General features: G+C 55.5%; 15 protein-coding genes, 2 tRNA genes and 1 pseudogene. 13 read left to right on the plus strand and 5 right to left on the minus strand.

Translation table 11 applies throughout. From position 1 onward, the window contains the following. Nucleotides 1-81 precede the first annotated feature (81 nt). The 9 genes from QMM04_RS14770 to QMM04_RS14810 all read left to right on the plus strand — a co-directional run bounded on the left by QMM04_RS14770 (nt 82) and on the right by QMM04_RS14810 (nt 9,890). The gene (locus QMM04_RS14770; protein ID WP_042718758.1) at nt 82-1,674 is read left to right on the plus strand and encodes an arylsulfatase; all 1,593 of its coding nucleotides are present in this window, start codon (nt 82-84) and stop codon (nt 1,672-1,674) included. A 90-nt stretch (nt 1,675-1,764) separates the two neighbouring features. Further along, on the plus strand, nt 1,765-3,060 hold the full coding sequence (locus tag QMM04_RS14775) for an anaerobic sulfatase maturase (protein WP_176586906.1): 1,296 nt from the start codon (nt 1,765-1,767) through the stop codon (nt 3,058-3,060). Beyond that, nucleotides 3,057-4,055 (plus strand): MoxR family ATPase, encoded by a 999-nt coding sequence (locus tag QMM04_RS14780; protein ID WP_042718728.1) that lies wholly within the window; start codon nt 3,057-3,059, stop codon nt 4,053-4,055. The genes QMM04_RS14775 and QMM04_RS14780 overlap by 4 nt, the downstream gene beginning before the upstream one ends. Further along, nucleotides 4,055-4,960: a DUF58 domain-containing protein gene (locus QMM04_RS14785; protein WP_282996428.1), complete on the plus strand. Its 906-nt coding sequence runs from the start codon at nt 4,055-4,057 to the stop codon at nt 4,958-4,960. Before QMM04_RS14780 ends, QMM04_RS14785 begins: the two co-directional genes overlap by 1 nt. Next, nucleotides 4,961-5,401 carry a DUF4381 domain-containing protein gene (locus QMM04_RS14790; RefSeq protein ID WP_282996429.1) on the plus strand — a complete coding sequence of 147 codons (441 nt, stop codon included), beginning with the start codon at nt 4,961-4,963 and terminating at the stop codon, nt 5,399-5,401. Then, the gene (locus tag QMM04_RS14795; protein ID WP_282996430.1) at nt 5,394-6,371 is read left to right on the plus strand and encodes a VWA domain-containing protein; all 978 of its coding nucleotides are present in this window, start codon (nt 5,394-5,396) and stop codon (nt 6,369-6,371) included. The genes QMM04_RS14790 and QMM04_RS14795 overlap by 8 nt, the downstream gene beginning before the upstream one ends. Next, nucleotides 6,368-7,882 carry a tetratricopeptide repeat protein gene (locus QMM04_RS14800; protein ID WP_282996431.1) on the plus strand — a complete coding sequence of 505 codons (1,515 nt, stop codon included), beginning with the start codon at nt 6,368-6,370 and terminating at the stop codon, nt 7,880-7,882. The genes QMM04_RS14795 and QMM04_RS14800 overlap by 4 nt, the downstream gene beginning before the upstream one ends. After that, nucleotides 7,879-8,889: a BatD family protein gene (locus tag QMM04_RS14805; RefSeq protein WP_042719211.1), complete on the plus strand. Its 1,011-nt coding sequence runs from the start codon at nt 7,879-7,881 to the stop codon at nt 8,887-8,889. The genes QMM04_RS14800 and QMM04_RS14805 overlap by 4 nt, the downstream gene beginning before the upstream one ends. Then, the gene (locus tag QMM04_RS14810) at nt 8,889-9,890 is read left to right on the plus strand and encodes an HAD family hydrolase (protein ID WP_282996432.1); all 1,002 of its coding nucleotides are present in this window, start codon (nt 8,889-8,891) and stop codon (nt 9,888-9,890) included. The genes QMM04_RS14805 and QMM04_RS14810 overlap by 1 nt, the downstream gene beginning before the upstream one ends. A 67-nt stretch (nt 9,891-9,957) precedes the next feature. On the opposite strand, the gene QMM04_RS14815 is transcribed toward QMM04_RS14810, so the two are convergent. Next, nucleotides 9,958-10,045, minus strand: a tRNA-Ser gene (locus tag QMM04_RS14815). A gap of 297 nt (nt 10,046-10,342) precedes the next feature. Between QMM04_RS14815 and QMM04_RS14820 the strand changes: the two genes are divergently transcribed. Further along, nucleotides 10,343-11,179, plus strand: a complete 837-nt coding sequence (locus tag QMM04_RS14820) for an alpha/beta hydrolase (RefSeq protein ID WP_010429396.1) — start codon at nt 10,343-10,345, stop codon at nt 11,177-11,179. A gap of 92 nt (nt 11,180-11,271) precedes the next feature. Here the strand turns inward: QMM04_RS14820 and QMM04_RS14825 are convergent, their stop codons facing one another. The 3 genes from QMM04_RS14825 to QMM04_RS14835 all read right to left on the minus strand — a co-directional run bounded on the left by QMM04_RS14825 (nt 11,272) and on the right by QMM04_RS14835 (nt 13,681). Continuing rightward, entirely contained in the window at nt 11,272-11,529 is a 258-nt protein-coding gene (locus QMM04_RS14825; protein WP_028019199.1) for a YjhX family toxin, read from the minus strand. A 290-nt stretch (nt 11,530-11,819) separates the two neighbouring features. After that, nucleotides 11,820-11,907: transfer RNA gene (locus QMM04_RS14830), tRNA-Ser, on the minus strand. A gap of 145 nt (nt 11,908-12,052) precedes the next feature. Then, entirely contained in the window at nt 12,053-13,681 is a 1,629-nt protein-coding gene (locus tag QMM04_RS14835; RefSeq protein WP_088207542.1) for an ABC transporter substrate-binding protein, read from the minus strand. Between the two features lie 269 nt (nt 13,682-13,950). Here QMM04_RS14835 and yccA point away from each other — a divergent pair, with 269 nt between their 5' ends. Both yccA and tusE read left to right on the plus strand, forming a co-directional pair. Continuing rightward, a complete protein-coding gene (yccA, locus tag QMM04_RS14840; RefSeq protein ID WP_282996433.1) occupies nt 13,951-14,610 on the plus strand; it encodes an FtsH protease modulator YccA in 660 nt (219 codons plus the stop codon). Nucleotides 14,611-14,699: 89 nt separating this feature from the next. Further along, on the plus strand, nt 14,700-15,029 hold the full coding sequence (tusE, locus tag QMM04_RS14845; protein ID WP_182946649.1) for a sulfurtransferase TusE: 330 nt from the start codon (nt 14,700-14,702) through the stop codon (nt 15,027-15,029). Here tusE and yccX read toward each other — a convergent pair. Beyond that, nucleotides 15,026-15,307 (minus strand): acylphosphatase, encoded by a 282-nt coding sequence (yccX, locus tag QMM04_RS14850; protein ID WP_108416033.1) that lies wholly within the window; start codon nt 15,305-15,307, stop codon nt 15,026-15,028. The genes tusE and yccX overlap by 4 nt on opposite strands. 144 nt (nt 15,308-15,451) lie before the next feature. On the opposite strand from yccX, the pseudogene QMM04_RS14855 reads away from it, so the two are divergent. Then, nucleotides 15,452-15,807: pseudogene (locus QMM04_RS14855) on the plus strand (AraC family transcriptional regulator); the annotation flags it as partial.

A 15,807-nucleotide genomic window follows, 5' to 3' on the forward strand; every position in this document is an offset into this window, starting at 1 on the left:
TTTAATTTACATCAGAAAAAATGGCAATACTTCATCTCTGTCTATACTCAATTTGCCTTCCTAACCCTCGGAGCTTCCCTCATGCAAAAGAGAGTGCCATTTAAAAGGACAATGCTTGCCAGTCTGCTGACATTGGCTGCAGGCGCTGCGTCCAGTGTATATGCTGCACCGGCGACCACTACCGCACCGGAAAATGCCCCTAAGCAAGATGCCTCAAAACCTAACATTGTGGTGATTTTCGGTGATGACATTGGTTACTGGAACCTGAGTACCTATAACCAGGGCACCATGGGGTATAAAACCCCGAACATCGACAGCATCGCGGCTCAGGGGGCAAAATTCACCTCCTACTACGCCGAGCAGAGCTCTACTGCGGGCCGTTCCGCTTTTATTACGGGTCAGATGCCATTCCGTACCGGGATGAGTAAAGTCGGTATGCCGGGTGCGCCGCAGGGCCTGCAAAAAGAAGATATTACGATTGCCAGCGCGCTTAAGCAGCTGGGTTATGCCACGGGCCAGTTTGGTAAAAACCACCTCGGCGACCGCGACGAGTTCCTGCCAACCGCGCACGGGTTTGATGAGTTCCTCGGCAACCTGTATCACCTGAATGCCGAAGAAGAGCCTGAAAACCCGGATTACCCGAAAGATCCGGCCTTCCGTAAAGAGTTCGGGCCGCGTGGCGTAATCAAGAGTACCGCAGACGGCAAGATTGAAGATACCGGTCCATTGACCGTGAAGCGTATGGGCACCGTGGATGAAGAGACGCTGGCGGCCAACAACGACTTTATGGAACGTCAGGTGAAAGCCGGGAAACCGTTCTTTACCTGGTTCAACACCACGCGTATGCACAACAAAACCCACCTGAAAGACGGCAGCATTGGCGCGACCGGTCTGGGGACGTATGCCGACGGGATGGTTGAGCACGACAAGATGATTGGTGAAGTGCTGCAGAAAATTAAAGATCTGGGCATCGAAGACAATACCATCCTGATTTACACCACCGATAACGGCCCAATGACGGCCACCTGGCCAGATGCGGGCGAAACCCCGTTCCGCGGTGAGAAGAACACCGGCTGGGAAGGCGGCTTCCGCGTACCGGCGATGATCCGCTGGCCGGGCCATATCAAGCCAGGCACCATTGTTGACGGCATGTTTGCCAGCTATGACTGGTTCCCAACGCTTGTCGCCGCCGCGGGCGATCCCAACATCAAACAGGAGCTGTTGAAGGGGTATAAAACCTCCGCCATGACCTACAAGGTACATCTGGACGGGTATAACCAGCTCGATTTCCTGCAGGGTAAAGGCGATAACCAGCGTAAAGAGTTCTTCTACTGGAGTGATGACGGTGACCTGCTGGCCATGCGCTACGGCCGCTGGAAAGCGCACTTTATGATTCAGGAGCATACCGGTCTGGATCTGTGGAAGTATCCGTTCACCAAGCTTCGCACACCGATGATCTTCGACCTGGAGATCGACCCGCTGGAAAAAGGCAGCGACGGTATGGGCTATAACTCCTGGTTCTACGACCGCCTGTTCCTGATGGGGGGTGCGCAGAAATACGCGAAAGAGATGCTGGCAACCTTTAAAGAGTTCCCGCCACGTCAAAAACCAGGCTCGTTCACCATTTCCGATGCGTCAGCCATGCTGGAGCAAGGTTCAGGTATTAACAAGTAATACGGGAAGTACGGCGGATTGCGCAGGCAATCCGCCCCCTTCTTATAAAGCCTGAGCGCATCGTCAGTTATTTCTTCTCTGGGAGGTGCTATGAAGTACAGCACAACATTACCCGTAAAAGCGTTACCCTCTGCCGAGAAATATAACGGCAAAGGCCCTGAATATAAGCGCCGTTTTCATGTGATGGCCAAACCAACCGGCTCGACCTGTAACCTCGACTGTTCCTACTGTTTTTATCTGCACAAAGAAGAGTTGCTGCATCAGGATCGCCATACCGGCATGAGTGACGAGGTGCTGGAAAACTTCATTCGCCAGTACATTGACGGTCAGGACGGCGATCAGGTGGTCTTCTCCTGGCAGGGTGGTGAGCCTACCCTGATGGGGCTGGAGTTCTTCCAGAAGGTGGTTACGTTTCAGAAGCAGTACCAGAAGCCCGGTCAGCGCGTCGAAAACGACTTACAAACAAATGGCGTCCTGCTGAACGATAAATGGGCTGAATTTCTCAAAGAACATCGTTTTCTGGTGGGTCTGTCTATCGACGGTCCACGGGAATTGCATGACCGCTACCGCGTCACGCGTAGCGGCAAACCGACATTCGATAAAGTCATGGCGGGTGTGGACGCCCTTAAGCGCCATGGCGTGCCTTTTAATGCCCTCGTCACCGTGAACCGCACCAACGCCCGCTTCCCGCTGGACGTTTATCGCTTTGTCACCCGCGAACTGGGTGCGACCTACGTGCAGTTCAACCCGTGCGTGGAACCGGTGGACTTTAAACAAACCGCCCCGCAGTTCTGGCACGACGACGCCATTCCGGTAACGGGTAGCCGACGCGCCCATCCCGGCGATCTGGACTCCATTGTGACCGACTGGTCCGTGGATCCGGATGACTGGGGCCGCTTCTTGATAGCGGTATTTGAGGAGTGGATAAATAACGATTTAGGCCGCGTGCAGGTCAACCTGTTCGAAACGGCAGTCGCTCAAACGCTGGGGATGCCCGCACAGATTTGTACGCACTCAGAGTTCTGCGGTAAAGGGCTGGCGATCGAAAAGAACGGCGATATTTTCTCGTGCGACCATTACGTTTACCCGGAATACCAGATTGGCAACATCGAAAATACCAAACTGGCACACCTGGCCTTTTCAGAGCGCCAGCAGGCCTTTGGTATGGGCAAACGCGACACGCTGCCGAAATATTGCAAAGCCTGCCCTTACCTGAATATGTGCTGGGGTGAATGCCCGAAAAACCGCATCGTTCGCGCCCCTGACGGTGAGCCGGGCCTCAACTATCTCTGCCCGGGCATCAAAGCCTTCTTTAATTACGCCGAGCCGATCCTGGTCGGGCTCGCTACCCTGGTGAAACGTGATTTTTCAGGACTCAAACGATGATCGCTCGTGAGAAGTTATTGCAGCTAGAACAACGGATGAACGAACAGGTTATTGGGCAGGAAGGGCTGGTACGGATGCTGATTATCGCCCTGCTCTGCGACGGCCATGTTCTGCTGGAAGGTTTGCCTGGCCTTGCCAAAACGCGTGCGGTGCGCGAGCTTGCGCGGCACGTTAACGGTGATTACCGACGCATCCAGTTCACCCCGGACCTGCTGCCGTCGGACATTACCGGCAGTGAGATCTATCAGCAAAACGCGACCCGGGAAGAAGATCAGTTCCGTTTTCGTCCGGGCCCGGTGTTCGGCAATATCATTCTCGCCGATGAGATCAACCGCGCCTCTGCGCGCGTGCAGTCTGCCCTGCTGGAGGCGATGGAAGAGCGCCACGTCACCGTCGCCGGTAAAACCTGGCCGCTTCCCGGCGTGTTTATGGTGCTTGCCACGCAAAACCCGGTCGACCAGGAGGGCACCTGGCCGCTGCCAGAAGCGCAGCTGGACCGATTTTTGATGAAAGTACTGGTGGACTATCCCTCCAAAGAGAACGAACGGAAAGTGATGCAGCTGGTGCGTGCCGAGCAGCAGCAAAAGTACCAGCAGTTGACGGCCACCGCCGACGCCCCCGCGGCGGAAACGCTCATGCTAAGCCAGCAGGAAATAGCCGAGTGCTGGCAGGCTATCTCTGCGATTCACGTTGCGCCAACCGTCGAAAATTACATTGTGAATATCGTGGATTTGAGCCGTCATCCGCAGCGCGTAAGCGATACTCTGGCTGGGTATCTCTCCTTCGGTATCAGTCCACGCGGCACCCTGGCGCTGGAGCGCTGTGGGCGTGCACAGGCCTGGCTGGAAGGCCGTGACGCGGTACTGCCTGACGATGTTAAAATGATTGCACCCGCCGTCTTACGCCACCGGCTGATGCTGAGCTATCAGGCAAGCGCGGATAATTGTACGCCGGATGATGCCGTTCGGATGCTGCTTGATGCCGTGGTGGCGTAATGAGCAGCGCCGTTCGTGTCAGTCGCGAAGCCTTACTCAAGCTTGCAGCGCAAGCGCGCGCGATTGCTAACCCCCCAGGACAAATACCGCCCGGCGCGCTGGCGGGTGAACGACTCTCACGCCAACAGGGGCGGGGGCTCAATTTCGACAGTTTGCGTCGCTACCAGCCCGGTGACGATGTTCGCCTGATTGACTGGCAGGCCACGGCGCGTATGCGCACGCCCTGGATCCGTCTGTACAACGAAGAGAAAGAGCGTCCGGTATTTTTACTGGTCGATCAGCGTCAGGACATGTTTTTTGCAACACGCGGTCAGACCAAATCCGTCGCGGCAGCCAACATTGCCGCGCTGCTTGGCTGGCGCAGCTGGCACGATGGCGACCGGCTGGGCAGCGCCGTGTTTGGCGACCACGACTATGCGTTGCGTCAATGCCGGACACCCAGCGGGAACTTGCCGCTGCTGCTGGACGATCTCGTTCAATACAACCACGCCGTCGCGGATAACTATCCCCACGAATCGCATTCAGCCTTGTCGCTTTCTGCCATTTTACGTCATGCGATTGGGCTGATCCCAGCCGGCGGTTGGGTGGCGGTTATCAGCGATTTCCACGATCTCGATCGCGAGTGCGATGCACTGCTTGCCGCCTTGCGCCGTCGCGGGGAGGTGAGCGCTTTTATCATTCTGGACGACCTCCACCTGCGGATGCCCGCTCACGGGCAGCTTGCTGCGCGATATGAAGAACACGAGACCGCGTTTTCGCTCTCTCCCGCCCTTCAGGACGGTATTCGGCAGAGCGTCACGGCACGCTTAGCGGCACAGGCATCACGCCTGACGCGGCTCGGCGTGCGCGTGAATCACATTGTGGTGGCTGACGATTTGCTCAGACAGTTACAGAAAGGGGTCTGAATGCTCGAAAAAGGATTTACGGTACCTACGCTGGCAGAGCCGTCGCTCCCCGGTGCACCGTCATGGTTCCCCCTGCCGCCGGGATGGTGGATTCTGGGCGGGATCGTGCTGGCTGCGCTGCTGGTTATGGGCCTTTTCCGCGCGGCGAAGTGGCGACGTAATCGCTGGCGACGCGAGGCGCTTGCCGCAATTGCACAGCCGCAGTCAGTGGACAGCTGGCTATTGCTGATGAAGCGCATTTTGCTGGTTCATCAGCCCCGCGAGGTGATTGCCGCGCAGACCGATCCGGCGCGCTGGTTAGCCCAGATCCCGCTTGATAACGCGCTGCGTGAGGAGCTGGTTCAGCGTTACTGCCACCCGAACAATTACTTATCTGACGTGCGGACCACGGCGTTACGCGCGCAACTGCACACCTGGTTAGAGGGGTTGCCTGATGTCTGACATCCTCTCGCAAGTCGAATTTGTCTGGCCCTGGGCATGGCTGCTCATGGTCGTTCCTCTTCTGGGGCGTTTTTTGCCGGACAGCCATCGCGCCGTGCGGGAATACGTTCGCGTGCCTTTTTTGCCTGGCCTCATTGAGGAACTGAAGCTGGATGCACAACCTGCACGCAGCGGAAAACTCCCGGCTCTGTTTTTCTGGGGAGTCTGGGCATTGATGGTATGCGCGCTTGCCAGGCCCGAATATATTTCGCCGCCGCAGCACATTGAGAAACCGATGCGCAATATTATGCTGGTTCTGGATGTGTCAGGCTCAATGGAAAAAAATGATGTCGAGGGCGCACTCACCCGCCTGCAGGCCGTTCAGACGTCGGTGAAGAAATTCGTGGCGTCGCGGCAATCCGATCGCATCGGACTGGTGATTTTTGCCAACGGTGCCTGGCCTTTCGCGCCGGTGAGCGAAGATAAACAGGCGTTGCAGTCAAGAATAGACCAGCTCTCACCCGGCATGGCGGGTCAACAAACAGCCATCGGTGATGCACTGGGGGTCACGGTAAAACTGCTGGACAGCGACACCCATACCGACGCCAGCAGGCTGGCTATTCTGTTAACGGACGGAAACGATACGGCATCACAACTCTCCCCGCGTCTGGCCGCTCAGCTGGCCGCCAGTCACCATGTGCAGGTGCATACCATTGCCTTTGGCGATGTCAACAGCAGCGGTGATGACAAAGTGGATGTGGCGTTATTGCAGGAGATTGCCCGCGATACTGGCGGCACGTCATGGACGGCGACAAACAGCGGCGCGTCTCTGGATGCCGTCTGGAAGAGTATTGATGCCACCACGCCCGTTCAGGTGAAGAGCATCGGCTGGTCGTGGCGAGTCCCCCTCTTTGCGTGGCCGCTGGCGGCAGCTTTACTGCTGCTACTGACCTTTACCCTGCTCCGCGTCGTCAGGGAGAAATGGGCATGAGCGATTTCCACTTTTTACATCCCTGGCGCCTGCTTTTACTGATCCTCTGTCTGGCCTTATGGTGGCTCCCGGTGGCCGGGCGCAGCGCGTGGCACAGCATAATGGATAAGCCGCTGGCAAAAGCGCTGATTGTCGGCCGTCATCGAAAACTGACGCAAATCCTGCCATGGCTGTTCGCCGTAGGCGTTTTTGCTCTGGCCGGTCCCTCCTGGCAGCGCCAGCTTCCCGCCGCGCTGACGCCGGAGAGCAATGTGATGATGATTTTGCAGCAGGACACGGCGATGTACGCAAGCGACCTCGCCCCCAACCGCCACCAGCGAATGCAGAATAAAATCATGTCGCTGATGTCCGCCATGCCCGGCACCCGGTTCGGACTGGTGGTCTATAACACAGGTGCCTGGCTGACAACGCCCCTGACGGTAGATACGACATTCTATTCCCTGTTCTTGCACGCACAGTCACCGTCGCTTTTGCCTGCGGGGGAAGGATCGGGGCTGCAGCCTGCCGTCGCCCTGGCCTTGAAAAACATGCCTTCCGCACCCCGCAGCATCATTCTGGTTGCGGATACTCTGAGTGCCGAGGATGCCGCCTGGTTAGGACGTCAAACGCTGCCGGTGCAGCTCTGGGTTCCGGGTACAGCGCAGGGTGGCGCGTTGCCGGAAAAATACGCCGCCAGCGGTAGCGATACCCGACTGAATGTCTCCCGGTTTGAACAGGTGCGTGACGCAGGGCTCCCCGTCACGCTGGTCACGGCGGACGACAGCGATCTCGCCGTGATACAAAGCCATATTCAACAATCCTTAACGGCGCAAAATCAATCCCGCAGCGATTTGCACTGGCGTAACGACGGCTGGATGTTAGTTATTCCCATGATGGCTATGCTCTTTTTCTGGCGTCGTCAGCTATTTTGCTGGGTGTTGCTTGCCCCTCTGCTGTTCTGGCAACCGGCAGGTCATGCCGCCTGGCTTGATGCCTGGATAAGGCCGGATGTTCAGGCCCAACAGGCCTTTTCCCGTGGCGAGTACAACACCGCCGCACAACGCTTTCGCGACCCTCTCAGACAAGGGATCGCCTGGTATCGTGCCGGTGATTTTACCGCCGCAGCCGCCGCCTTCCGTCAGGCCGAGCAAACGCCGGAGGTTCTGCTGTGGACGGGGAACAGCTACGCTCAGCAAAAACAGTGGCAGCAGGCGCTCAACAGCTATGACCGCGCATTAAGCCTTCGCCCTGACTGGACGCTGGCGCAGGGCAATCGTGAGAAGATCGCCGCGATTATTATGCAGCTTCGACAAAAGGAGCGAGACCGCCAGTCGGCCCAGGGGGATGAACAGGACTACAAGCCGGATGAGATCAAACACGATCTCAAACCCAACCAGGGCGTGGAGCAGAAAGATATCCAGCCCGTGGCAGGCGGTAATCCTCAGGTTAACCAATGGTATGAAAACCTCACCGTTTCCCCCGCCGGCTTGCTGGAAAACCTCTACCGCACGCCATCAGGAGACGCGCCATGAAGCTCATCTGGCTATTACTCATTGCGGTGCTTCCTTGCCAGGCCGCCATGACGGTGACGCGAGAGCTGGTCGCGCCTGAGCACGTGGTGCCAGGGCAACCGGTTCGCGTGGCCGTTACCTTCTGGACGGACAGCTGGTTTAATCCCCCGCCGGAATGGCCGGTATTTCCCGTGGAAAATGGCGCGTTGCTGACTACTCAACTGCCCAATCAGCTGCTCACCCGCCGGGAAGGCAGCACCAGCTGGAGCGGTGTGCGTATGGAGCGACAGATTTCCGCCTGGGACAATGGGGAACTGCGTTTACCGCCCATTGAGGTGACATTAACCGGTGCGGGACAGGCTCCGGTTACGGTCTCCCTGCCGGAACTGAAAAAAACCGTATCCTGGCCGCAGGATGTTCATCAGCCAGACCGTTTTCTTCCGGCATCGCAGCTGACGCTGACCCAGAAGATAAACCTTTATCGCAGCGGTAAAGGGGATGTACTCCGCGCCGGGGATGTGATTGAACGCGTGGTGACGGTACAGGCGAAAGGTGTCCTCCCGGTTCAAATCCCGCCGCTGGTGTATGCCATTCCTGGAACGCATACGCAGCGCCTGACGCCGGTAAACAGTCAGTTATCATCCGGGCGAGGTGAGTTTGAGGGGGGGCAACGGGTCGAAACGCTGCGTTATCTGCCGGTGGAGACGGGAACAGTAACGTTACCGCCCATTAAGCTGCGCTGGTGGGATACCACGCATCAACAATGGCAAACCGCTGAGCTGCCAGGCAGTCAATATCACCTCGCAGCCTCCGGCACAGCAGGTGCGGAATCGGCCCTGAAAGGAGATGCAGGAACGTCACGAGGGGTCATCCCGATTGGCATTGTCGGTGTCGCGATCCTTTCAGCTTTGCTGTTTATTTTTCGTCGTGCCCTGCTCCGCGGCGTGCGCTATGTTTTCCGCCAGTGGCATCGTTTCTGGCACCCCATTTCGCTTCCGGGTCAGATCCCTGAAAACAGGAGTCAATAATGAAAAAAACATTACTTTCGGCTTTGCTATTCAGCCTTTGTGCAACGGCTCATGCCGATCCCCTCTCAGCATGGAATGATACGGCGGCTAAGCGCGCGATTGAGGAGTGGGTGACGAACGCCACCGATGCCGACCGCGCCACCTATATTCCACCCGAAAAGCGGTATGTTGTTTTTGATAACGACGGAACGCTGTGGCCGGAAGCGCCCCTGACCTTTCAGATCCAGTTTGCGCTTGATGAGGTCAAACGGCTTGCGCCTGAACACTCGGAATGGAAAGAGGATCCCCTGGTAAAAGCAGTGCTGAGTGACGATATCAAAACCGTTGCCGCCGCAGGTGAAAAAGGGCTGATCCAGCTTTTGACGTTAACTCATAGCAACATTACCACGGAAGAATTTGAACAGCGCGTAAGCAGCTGGCTGGATTCCCATTCAGACAGGCGTTTCGGCTGTCGATACGATCGGATGGCGTATCAGCCGATGCGACAGCTGCTGGATTATCTGCGGGCGAATGGGTTTAAAACCTGGATTATTTCCGGTGGCGGGATCGATTTTATGCGCGTTCTTTCTCAAAAAATGTACGGGATCCCGCCGGAGCAGGTAGTCGGCTCTTTCTCCCTGAGCGAATTCTCGCTCACCGATAACGGCACGACTCTCCGTAAAACGATGAAAGGGGCATTTAACGACGATGCGGCGAACAAGCCTGTCGCCATTCACCTTTTCATGGGGCAACGGCCAGTAGGCGCATTTGGTAACAGCGATGGCGATCTGGCGATGATGCAATATACCGCAGCCAATCCTGACTATAAGACCTTTGGGCTGCTGGTACACCATACGGATGCGGCGCGGGAATATGCCTATGACAGCCATCCTTCCGCCAGTGGTAAACTGATTGAGGGACTGGCGCAGGCAAAACAAAAAGGCTGGACCGTCGTGGATATGCAAAAAGACTGGAAAACAGTTTTCGACCCTGAGCTGTGCGCCGGTAAATCCGCGCCATAAAAAGCACACAGGCTTTTTTATGCAAACAAAAAACCCTGCGATAGTGCTATCGCAGGGTTTTCGAATTTGGCGGAAGCGTAGAGATTCGAACTCTAGAACCCTTTCGGGTCGCCGGTTTTCAAGACCGGTGCCTTCAACCGCTCGGCCACGCTTCCAAAGTGAGGCGCACTATAAACACCTATTAGCGCCTTGTAAAGCAGGAATTTTTCGATTTCTACGCGCCTGCGCAAAACTCATTCAGCCGAGGTGTAAAATGCAGGGCCTGTTCCCCCGCGGCCAGCGCACGTATGGCTACCTTTAACGGGAATGAAACCTTCTTCTTTTATTATTTCTCCTACACTTTAAAGGTTCTACCGGTACGGTGAACGTGAAAAAGCCGGATCAATCAGGGCTATGAGGATTCCAGCCTTGCAGCCTGCGATCATTTTGCCTTTAACTGAGGAGTTTGCGGTATGGCATTCGTAACAACGAAAGACGGCGTCAACATTTTCTACAAAGACTGGGGTTCAAAAGAGGCGCAACCCATTGTTTTTCACCACGGCTGGCCTTTAAGTGCCGATGACTGGGATAACCAGATGCTCTTCTTCCTTGCGGAAGGCTATCGCGTTATCGCTATCGACCGTCGCGGTCATGGGCGTTCGGACCAGGTGAGCGAAGGCCACGATATGGATCATTATGCCTCCGATGCGTCGGCCGTGGTTGAAAGCCTGGACCTGCGCAACGCCGTGCACGTCGGCCACTCCACCGGCGGCGGCCAGGTCGCCCGCTATGTTGCGCAGTACGGACAACCGCAGGGGCGCGTCGCCAAAGCGGTGCTCGTCAGCGCCGTCCCGCCTCTGATGGTAAAAACGGATGCTAACCCCGGTGGAACGCCCATCGAGGTTTTCGACGGCTTCCGCAAAGCGCTGGCGGCTAACCGCGCCCAGTTTTACCTCGACGTCGCCAGCGGTCCTTTCTACGGCTTTAATCGGGACGGGGCCGACGTTTCGCAGGGCACCATTCAGAACTGGTGGCGCCAGGGAATGATCGGAAGTGCCAAGGCTCACTATGAGGGAATTAAGGCGTTTTCAGAGACCGACCAGACGGAGGATTTAAAAGCCATCACGGTTCCCGTACTGGTGCTGCAGGGCGACGACGATCAGGTCGTGCCGTATAAAAATGCCTCTCTACTGCAGGACAAGCTGCTGGCGAACAGCGTACTGAAAGTTTATCCGGGCTTCCCACACGGGATGCATACCACCCATGCGGATACGATCAACGCGGACATTCTGGCCTTTATCCGTTCTTAGACGTCACCTTTCTTGTTTTTGCCGGGTCGGCCTATATTTCGCACGATCCACCGTAGGCCAACGCCACCCAAGGGTGGCGTTGTTTATTCCGTTTAACGATTATCCAGCTCGGCGCGAACGTTGTTCAGCCCGGTGGTATTGATGCGATAAGGCTGCCCGTTCACGGATCGGATCAGCTTTTTAGTGCGGAGTTTTTTAAAGACGTTAAGCGTACAGTCGCTCAGCACCAGCCCTTCACGGGTGTAGCACTCAACGGACGTGACGCGGCCAGAACTGTCGCGGACGTGCACAATACGTCCACCTTTGGCGAGAACGTGTAAGGTTCGTTGTTCCTGACGGGATAAATTCATACTGGAAAACCTGTGTAATCATCATGCGTAAAAACGAGCCCACACCCGCAGGTGCGTGCGTAAGGTTTAAGCGCAGCGATAACCAGTCCGTCCTGAAAAGAGCGGGAAACTGATTATCTGATGAAAACATTCTCCAGCATCAAAGCCTCGGTGAGAGATGAAAAGATATTTACGACATAAATGATAACGCCTGATTTTTACAGGGAAATAGCGGTTTTATAAAAGTGTGAGCCGGATCGGCCAACGCAAAAGAAAAACCCCAGGTTGACGAGCAACCTGGGGTTTAAATTTGGCGGAAGCGTAGAGATTCGAACTCTAGAACCCTTTCGGGTCGCCGGTTTTCAAGACCGGTGCCTTCAACCGCTCGGCCACGCTTCCTAAGTGAGGCGAACTATAAACACCTGCCCGCGCCCTGTAAAGCATCAGCCTTATCGTTCGCCCGAAAAATAGCCAAAATGCGTTTAATCGGTTGAATAGACGACAAATCGGCCATTTTCTCAGCACAAAATCTCCCCGCTACGGCTTAGTGCTTCTTAATGTACATATCTTTGGTGTAGTAGTACCCGAGCTTATCCGGCGTAAACCCGCCGACCCACGGCTTCACCAGGTGCGTACGAACGTAGTGATAAACCGGTATGGCTGGCACGTCGCGGCTCAGCAGATCTTCCGCCTTCTGATAAAACGTACCGCGCTCCTCCGCCGTTTTGGCCTTAGCGGCGCTTATCATCGCCTGGTCATACTCTGGATTGCTGTACTGGGTGGTATTCTGGCTATCGCCGGTCCGGAAGTTGTTCAGGAAGGTGGAGGCGTCGTCGTAGTCTGCAATCCACGCGTAGCGCACCGCGTCAAAGTTGTGGGTGTGCATGGTATCCAGCATGGTTTTCCACTCCTGGTTTTGCAGCTTCGCCTCCACGCCGAGATTTTTCTTCCACATTGAGCTGGCGGCGATTGCAATGCGCTGATGCGATTCGGAGGTGTTATAGAGCAGATTAAAGCTGAGGGGATGATCGGCATTAAATCCGGCCTCTGCCAGCAGCTTTTTCGCCTCGGCAATGCGCTTGTCCATCGGCCAGCTGGCATAATCCGGGTTTTTTAACGTCACGCCGCCGATATCCGGCTGGCTGATAAGCCAGGCGGGACGCTGCCCCTGCCCCAACACCTTCTCCGCAATGATCTCTTTATCCAGCGCCAGGTTCAGCGCCTTGCGCACGCGGGCATCGTTGAACGGCGGACGAGCGGTGTTGAATTCGTAGTAGTAGGTTGCAAGCTGTGGCGAAACGTCCAGCTCGCTGCCCAGCGTTTTTTTCAGCAGCGCAAACTGGTTGATCGGGACCGTATAAACGATATCGATTTCGCCCGCCTTGTAGCGGTTGACGTCCGAAGCCTCGGAGGTAATGGGCAAATAGGTGACTTTATTGATGACGGTATGGGCGTTATCCCAGTAGTGTGGGTTGCGCTCAGCGATGATGCGTTCGTTCACCACCCACTGCGACAGTTTGTACGCCCCGCTGGTGACAATGTGCTCAGGTTTAGTCCACTTCTCGCCGTAGCGTCCCACCAGCACCTTATCAATCGGCACCAGCGACGGGTGCGCCAGCATCGCCAGGAAGGCCGCGTTTGGCTGGTTTAAGGTCACCTCGAGCGTGGCATCGTCAATCGCCTTTACGCCCAGCGTCTCGGGAGACTTTTTGCCTGCGGCAATGTCGGCAGCGTTAGCAATGTGCATGCTGCCGGGATAGCTGGCGTAAGGTGACACCGTTTTTGGGTCAACCAGACGCTGCCAGCTCCAGACGACATCCTGCGCGGTGATGGCCGTACCGTCGCTCCAGGTGATGCCCGGACGCAAATGGAACGTCCAGACGGTGTTGTCTTTATTGTCCCATTTTTCCGCCAGCCGCGGCTGGATCTCGCCCTTCGGAGAAACGCTTACCAGCCCATCGAATAAGTCGCTGATAATATTGAATTCGACGTCGCTTTCCACCTTATGTGGATCCAGCGACGCCGGTTCATTACCGTTGTTGCGGACCAACTCCTGCTTTTGCGCAAGCTCAGTCCCTGCCGGCACGCTGGCGGACCAGGAGGGTGCGCTCGCACCGAGAAGCGCGGCGGTGACCAAAGAGAGTGTAAAGATATTGCGTGTTTGTGGTTTCATTTCCTTCGCCTTATTGTCTGTATTCTGACGATCCCGCAATAACTCTTAGCGCCGCGGCTGTAATAACGCAATATTTTTCAGTAACCTATAAGAGCCCGATCTGGATAAAATCTTTAAAACGCCGTTCATTCTGCCAAATGCCATTTTTGTAGAATAAATAACCAGCCACGGCGCTAAGGCGCTGAGTAAAGATGGGTAAAACCATTTTGAGTCTGGCGTCCCGTTTCCTATTCTTGCCGTTAATTACATCTGTCATAAGAGAGTGACTCATGGATCGTATTGTAAGTTCTTCACGCGACCGCACATCGCTACTCAGCACGCATAAAGTGCTGCGCAACACCTATTTCATGCTCAGCCTGACGCTGGCGTTTTCCGCTATCACCGCCACGGCCAGCACCGTGCTGATGCTGCCGTCTCCGGGGCTGATCCTGACGCTGGTGGGGATGTATGGTCTGATGTTCCTGACCTACAAAACCGCTGACAAACCGGTTGGTATTCTGTCTGCGTTTGCCTTCACTGGCTTCCTGGGCTACATCCTGGGGCCGATGCTGAACGCGTATCTGTCTGCCGGTATGGGCGACCTTATCGGTATGGCGCTGGGCGGTACCGCGCTGGTGTTCTTCTGCTGCTCGGCCTACGTGCTGACTACCCGTAAGGACATGTCCTTCCTCGGCGGTATGCTGATGGCGGGCGTCGTGGTCGTGCTGGTGGGTATGGTGGCAAACATCTTCCTGCAGCTGCCTGCCCTGCACCTGGCAATTAGCGCCGTGTTTATTCTGATTTCTTCAGGTGCCATCCTGTTTGAAACCAGCAACATCATTCGCGGCGGTGAGACGAACTATATCCGCGCTACCGTGAGCCTGTACGTGTCGCTGTACAATATCTTCGTCAGCCTGCTGAGCATCCTGGGCTTCGCCAGCCGCGATTAAAGCCACAGTAATGTAAACCTGGCCCCGCTTATGCGGGGCTTTGTTTTTTGATACACTGCTGCGGTTTTTTGACTGATGCGTGAATGATTATGTTGAGTTTTGAAGGCAAAGAGATCGAGACCGATAACGACGGTTATCTCAAAGAGAGTGGCCAGTGGAGCGAAGCGCTGGCAGCGGTGATTGCGGAAAACGAAGGAATTGCACTTTCCCCCGAACACTGGGAAGTGGTGCGTTTCGTGCGCGAATTCTATCTCGAATTCAACACCTCTCCGGCTATTCGTATGCTGGTCAAAGCCATGGCCAATAAATTCGGCGAAGAGAAAGGTAACAGCCGTTATCTGTATCGCCTGTTTCCAAAAGGCCCGGCAAAACAGGCAACAAAGATTGCCGGCCTGCCTAAGCCGGTGAAGTGCATTTAATAGCGAATACCGAAGTTAACGTACTCCCGACCGGGTTGATGCGGTTCCGTTAAAACCTTATCAACCCGCGCACTTCGCGGCCCGCCCGCTTTCAGCCACGCCACCAGCTTCTCAACCTGTTCTTCTTCACCACAGGCCAGTACCTCTACGCTGCCGTCGTCCATATTTCGTGCATATCCCGTTAACCCTAGCTGTACGGCTTCTCGCTGGGTACTGTAGCGGAAGCCGACCCCCTGAACGACGCCGTAAACCCAGGCGATGGTGCACACGTTTGACATCGCTATTCTCCTTATCCGTCCGGAGCGTTGCCCGCCCCTCTTTCTACTCGAATTCAAAGAATAGCAAGTTATGCCGGTTTTTAAATCGTCTCAGAATATGGTATCAAAATAACAGGATAAACAGATGAATTTTAGGAAAAACCTATGCCACCATCAGATTATTTCTTCGAAAAACTGGAAACGAAAGCCGGGTTAAATTACATATTGCGCGCACAGGAAAAAGTGCCTGAAGGTGGAATGTACATCAAGCCACATATGCATCTCGAACATGAAATAATGTGGTTTTACAAAGCCAGAGGCAGCTATAGTATTGGCCGTGAAAAATTCGCCCTCCAGAATAATACGCTTGTCTATGTTAGCCCCCTCACGCTGCATGATATGGAACTGGATTTTACGGCAGACCATGAACGTTTTATCTTACAATATGATCATACTGCGCTCAGCAATCTGAAATATCCAGTACCCGCCCTGGAATCACATACGGGTGTCGTTTCCTGCCT

Origin of the sequence: Pantoea sp. Pa-EAmG, assembly GCF_030024295.1 — a bacterium.
Classification (GTDB): domain Bacteria; phylum Pseudomonadota; class Gammaproteobacteria; order Enterobacterales; family Enterobacteriaceae; genus Pantoea; species Pantoea dispersa.

What these genes read in the sequence shown, in the direction of transcription:
- yccX (WP_108416033.1), bottom strand. Translation starts at nt 15,307, where the DNA reads ATGTCAAACGTGTGCACCATCGCCTGGGTTTACGGCGTCGTTCAGGGG.
- QMM04_RS14770 (WP_042718758.1), top strand. Translation starts at nt 82, where the DNA reads ATGCAAAAGAGAGTGCCATTTAAAAGGACAATGCTTGCCAGTCTGCTG.
- QMM04_RS14795 (WP_282996430.1), top strand. Translation starts at nt 5,394, where the DNA reads ATGTCTGACATCCTCTCGCAAGTCGAATTTGTCTGGCCCTGGGCATGG.
- yccA (WP_282996433.1), top strand. Translation starts at nt 13,951, where the DNA reads ATGGATCGTATTGTAAGTTCTTCACGCGACCGCACATCGCTACTCAGC.
- QMM04_RS14800 (WP_282996431.1), top strand. Translation starts at nt 6,368, where the DNA reads ATGAGCGATTTCCACTTTTTACATCCCTGGCGCCTGCTTTTACTGATC.
- QMM04_RS14805 (WP_042719211.1), top strand. Translation starts at nt 7,879, where the DNA reads ATGAAGCTCATCTGGCTATTACTCATTGCGGTGCTTCCTTGCCAGGCC.
- QMM04_RS14785 (WP_282996428.1), top strand. Translation starts at nt 4,055, where the DNA reads ATGAGCAGCGCCGTTCGTGTCAGTCGCGAAGCCTTACTCAAGCTTGCA.
- tusE (WP_182946649.1), top strand. Translation starts at nt 14,700, where the DNA reads ATGTTGAGTTTTGAAGGCAAAGAGATCGAGACCGATAACGACGGTTAT.
- QMM04_RS14790 (WP_282996429.1), top strand. Translation starts at nt 4,961, where the DNA reads ATGCTCGAAAAAGGATTTACGGTACCTACGCTGGCAGAGCCGTCGCTC.
- QMM04_RS14810 (WP_282996432.1), top strand. Translation starts at nt 8,889, where the DNA reads ATGAAAAAAACATTACTTTCGGCTTTGCTATTCAGCCTTTGTGCAACG.
- QMM04_RS14775 (WP_176586906.1), top strand. Translation starts at nt 1,765, where the DNA reads ATGAAGTACAGCACAACATTACCCGTAAAAGCGTTACCCTCTGCCGAG.
- QMM04_RS14780 (WP_042718728.1), top strand. Translation starts at nt 3,057, where the DNA reads ATGATCGCTCGTGAGAAGTTATTGCAGCTAGAACAACGGATGAACGAA.
- QMM04_RS14825 (WP_028019199.1), bottom strand. Translation starts at nt 11,529, where the DNA reads ATGAATTTATCCCGTCAGGAACAACGAACCTTACACGTTCTCGCCAAA.
- QMM04_RS14820 (WP_010429396.1), top strand. Translation starts at nt 10,343, where the DNA reads ATGGCATTCGTAACAACGAAAGACGGCGTCAACATTTTCTACAAAGAC.
- QMM04_RS14835 (WP_088207542.1), bottom strand. Translation starts at nt 13,681, where the DNA reads ATGAAACCACAAACACGCAATATCTTTACACTCTCTTTGGTCACCGCC.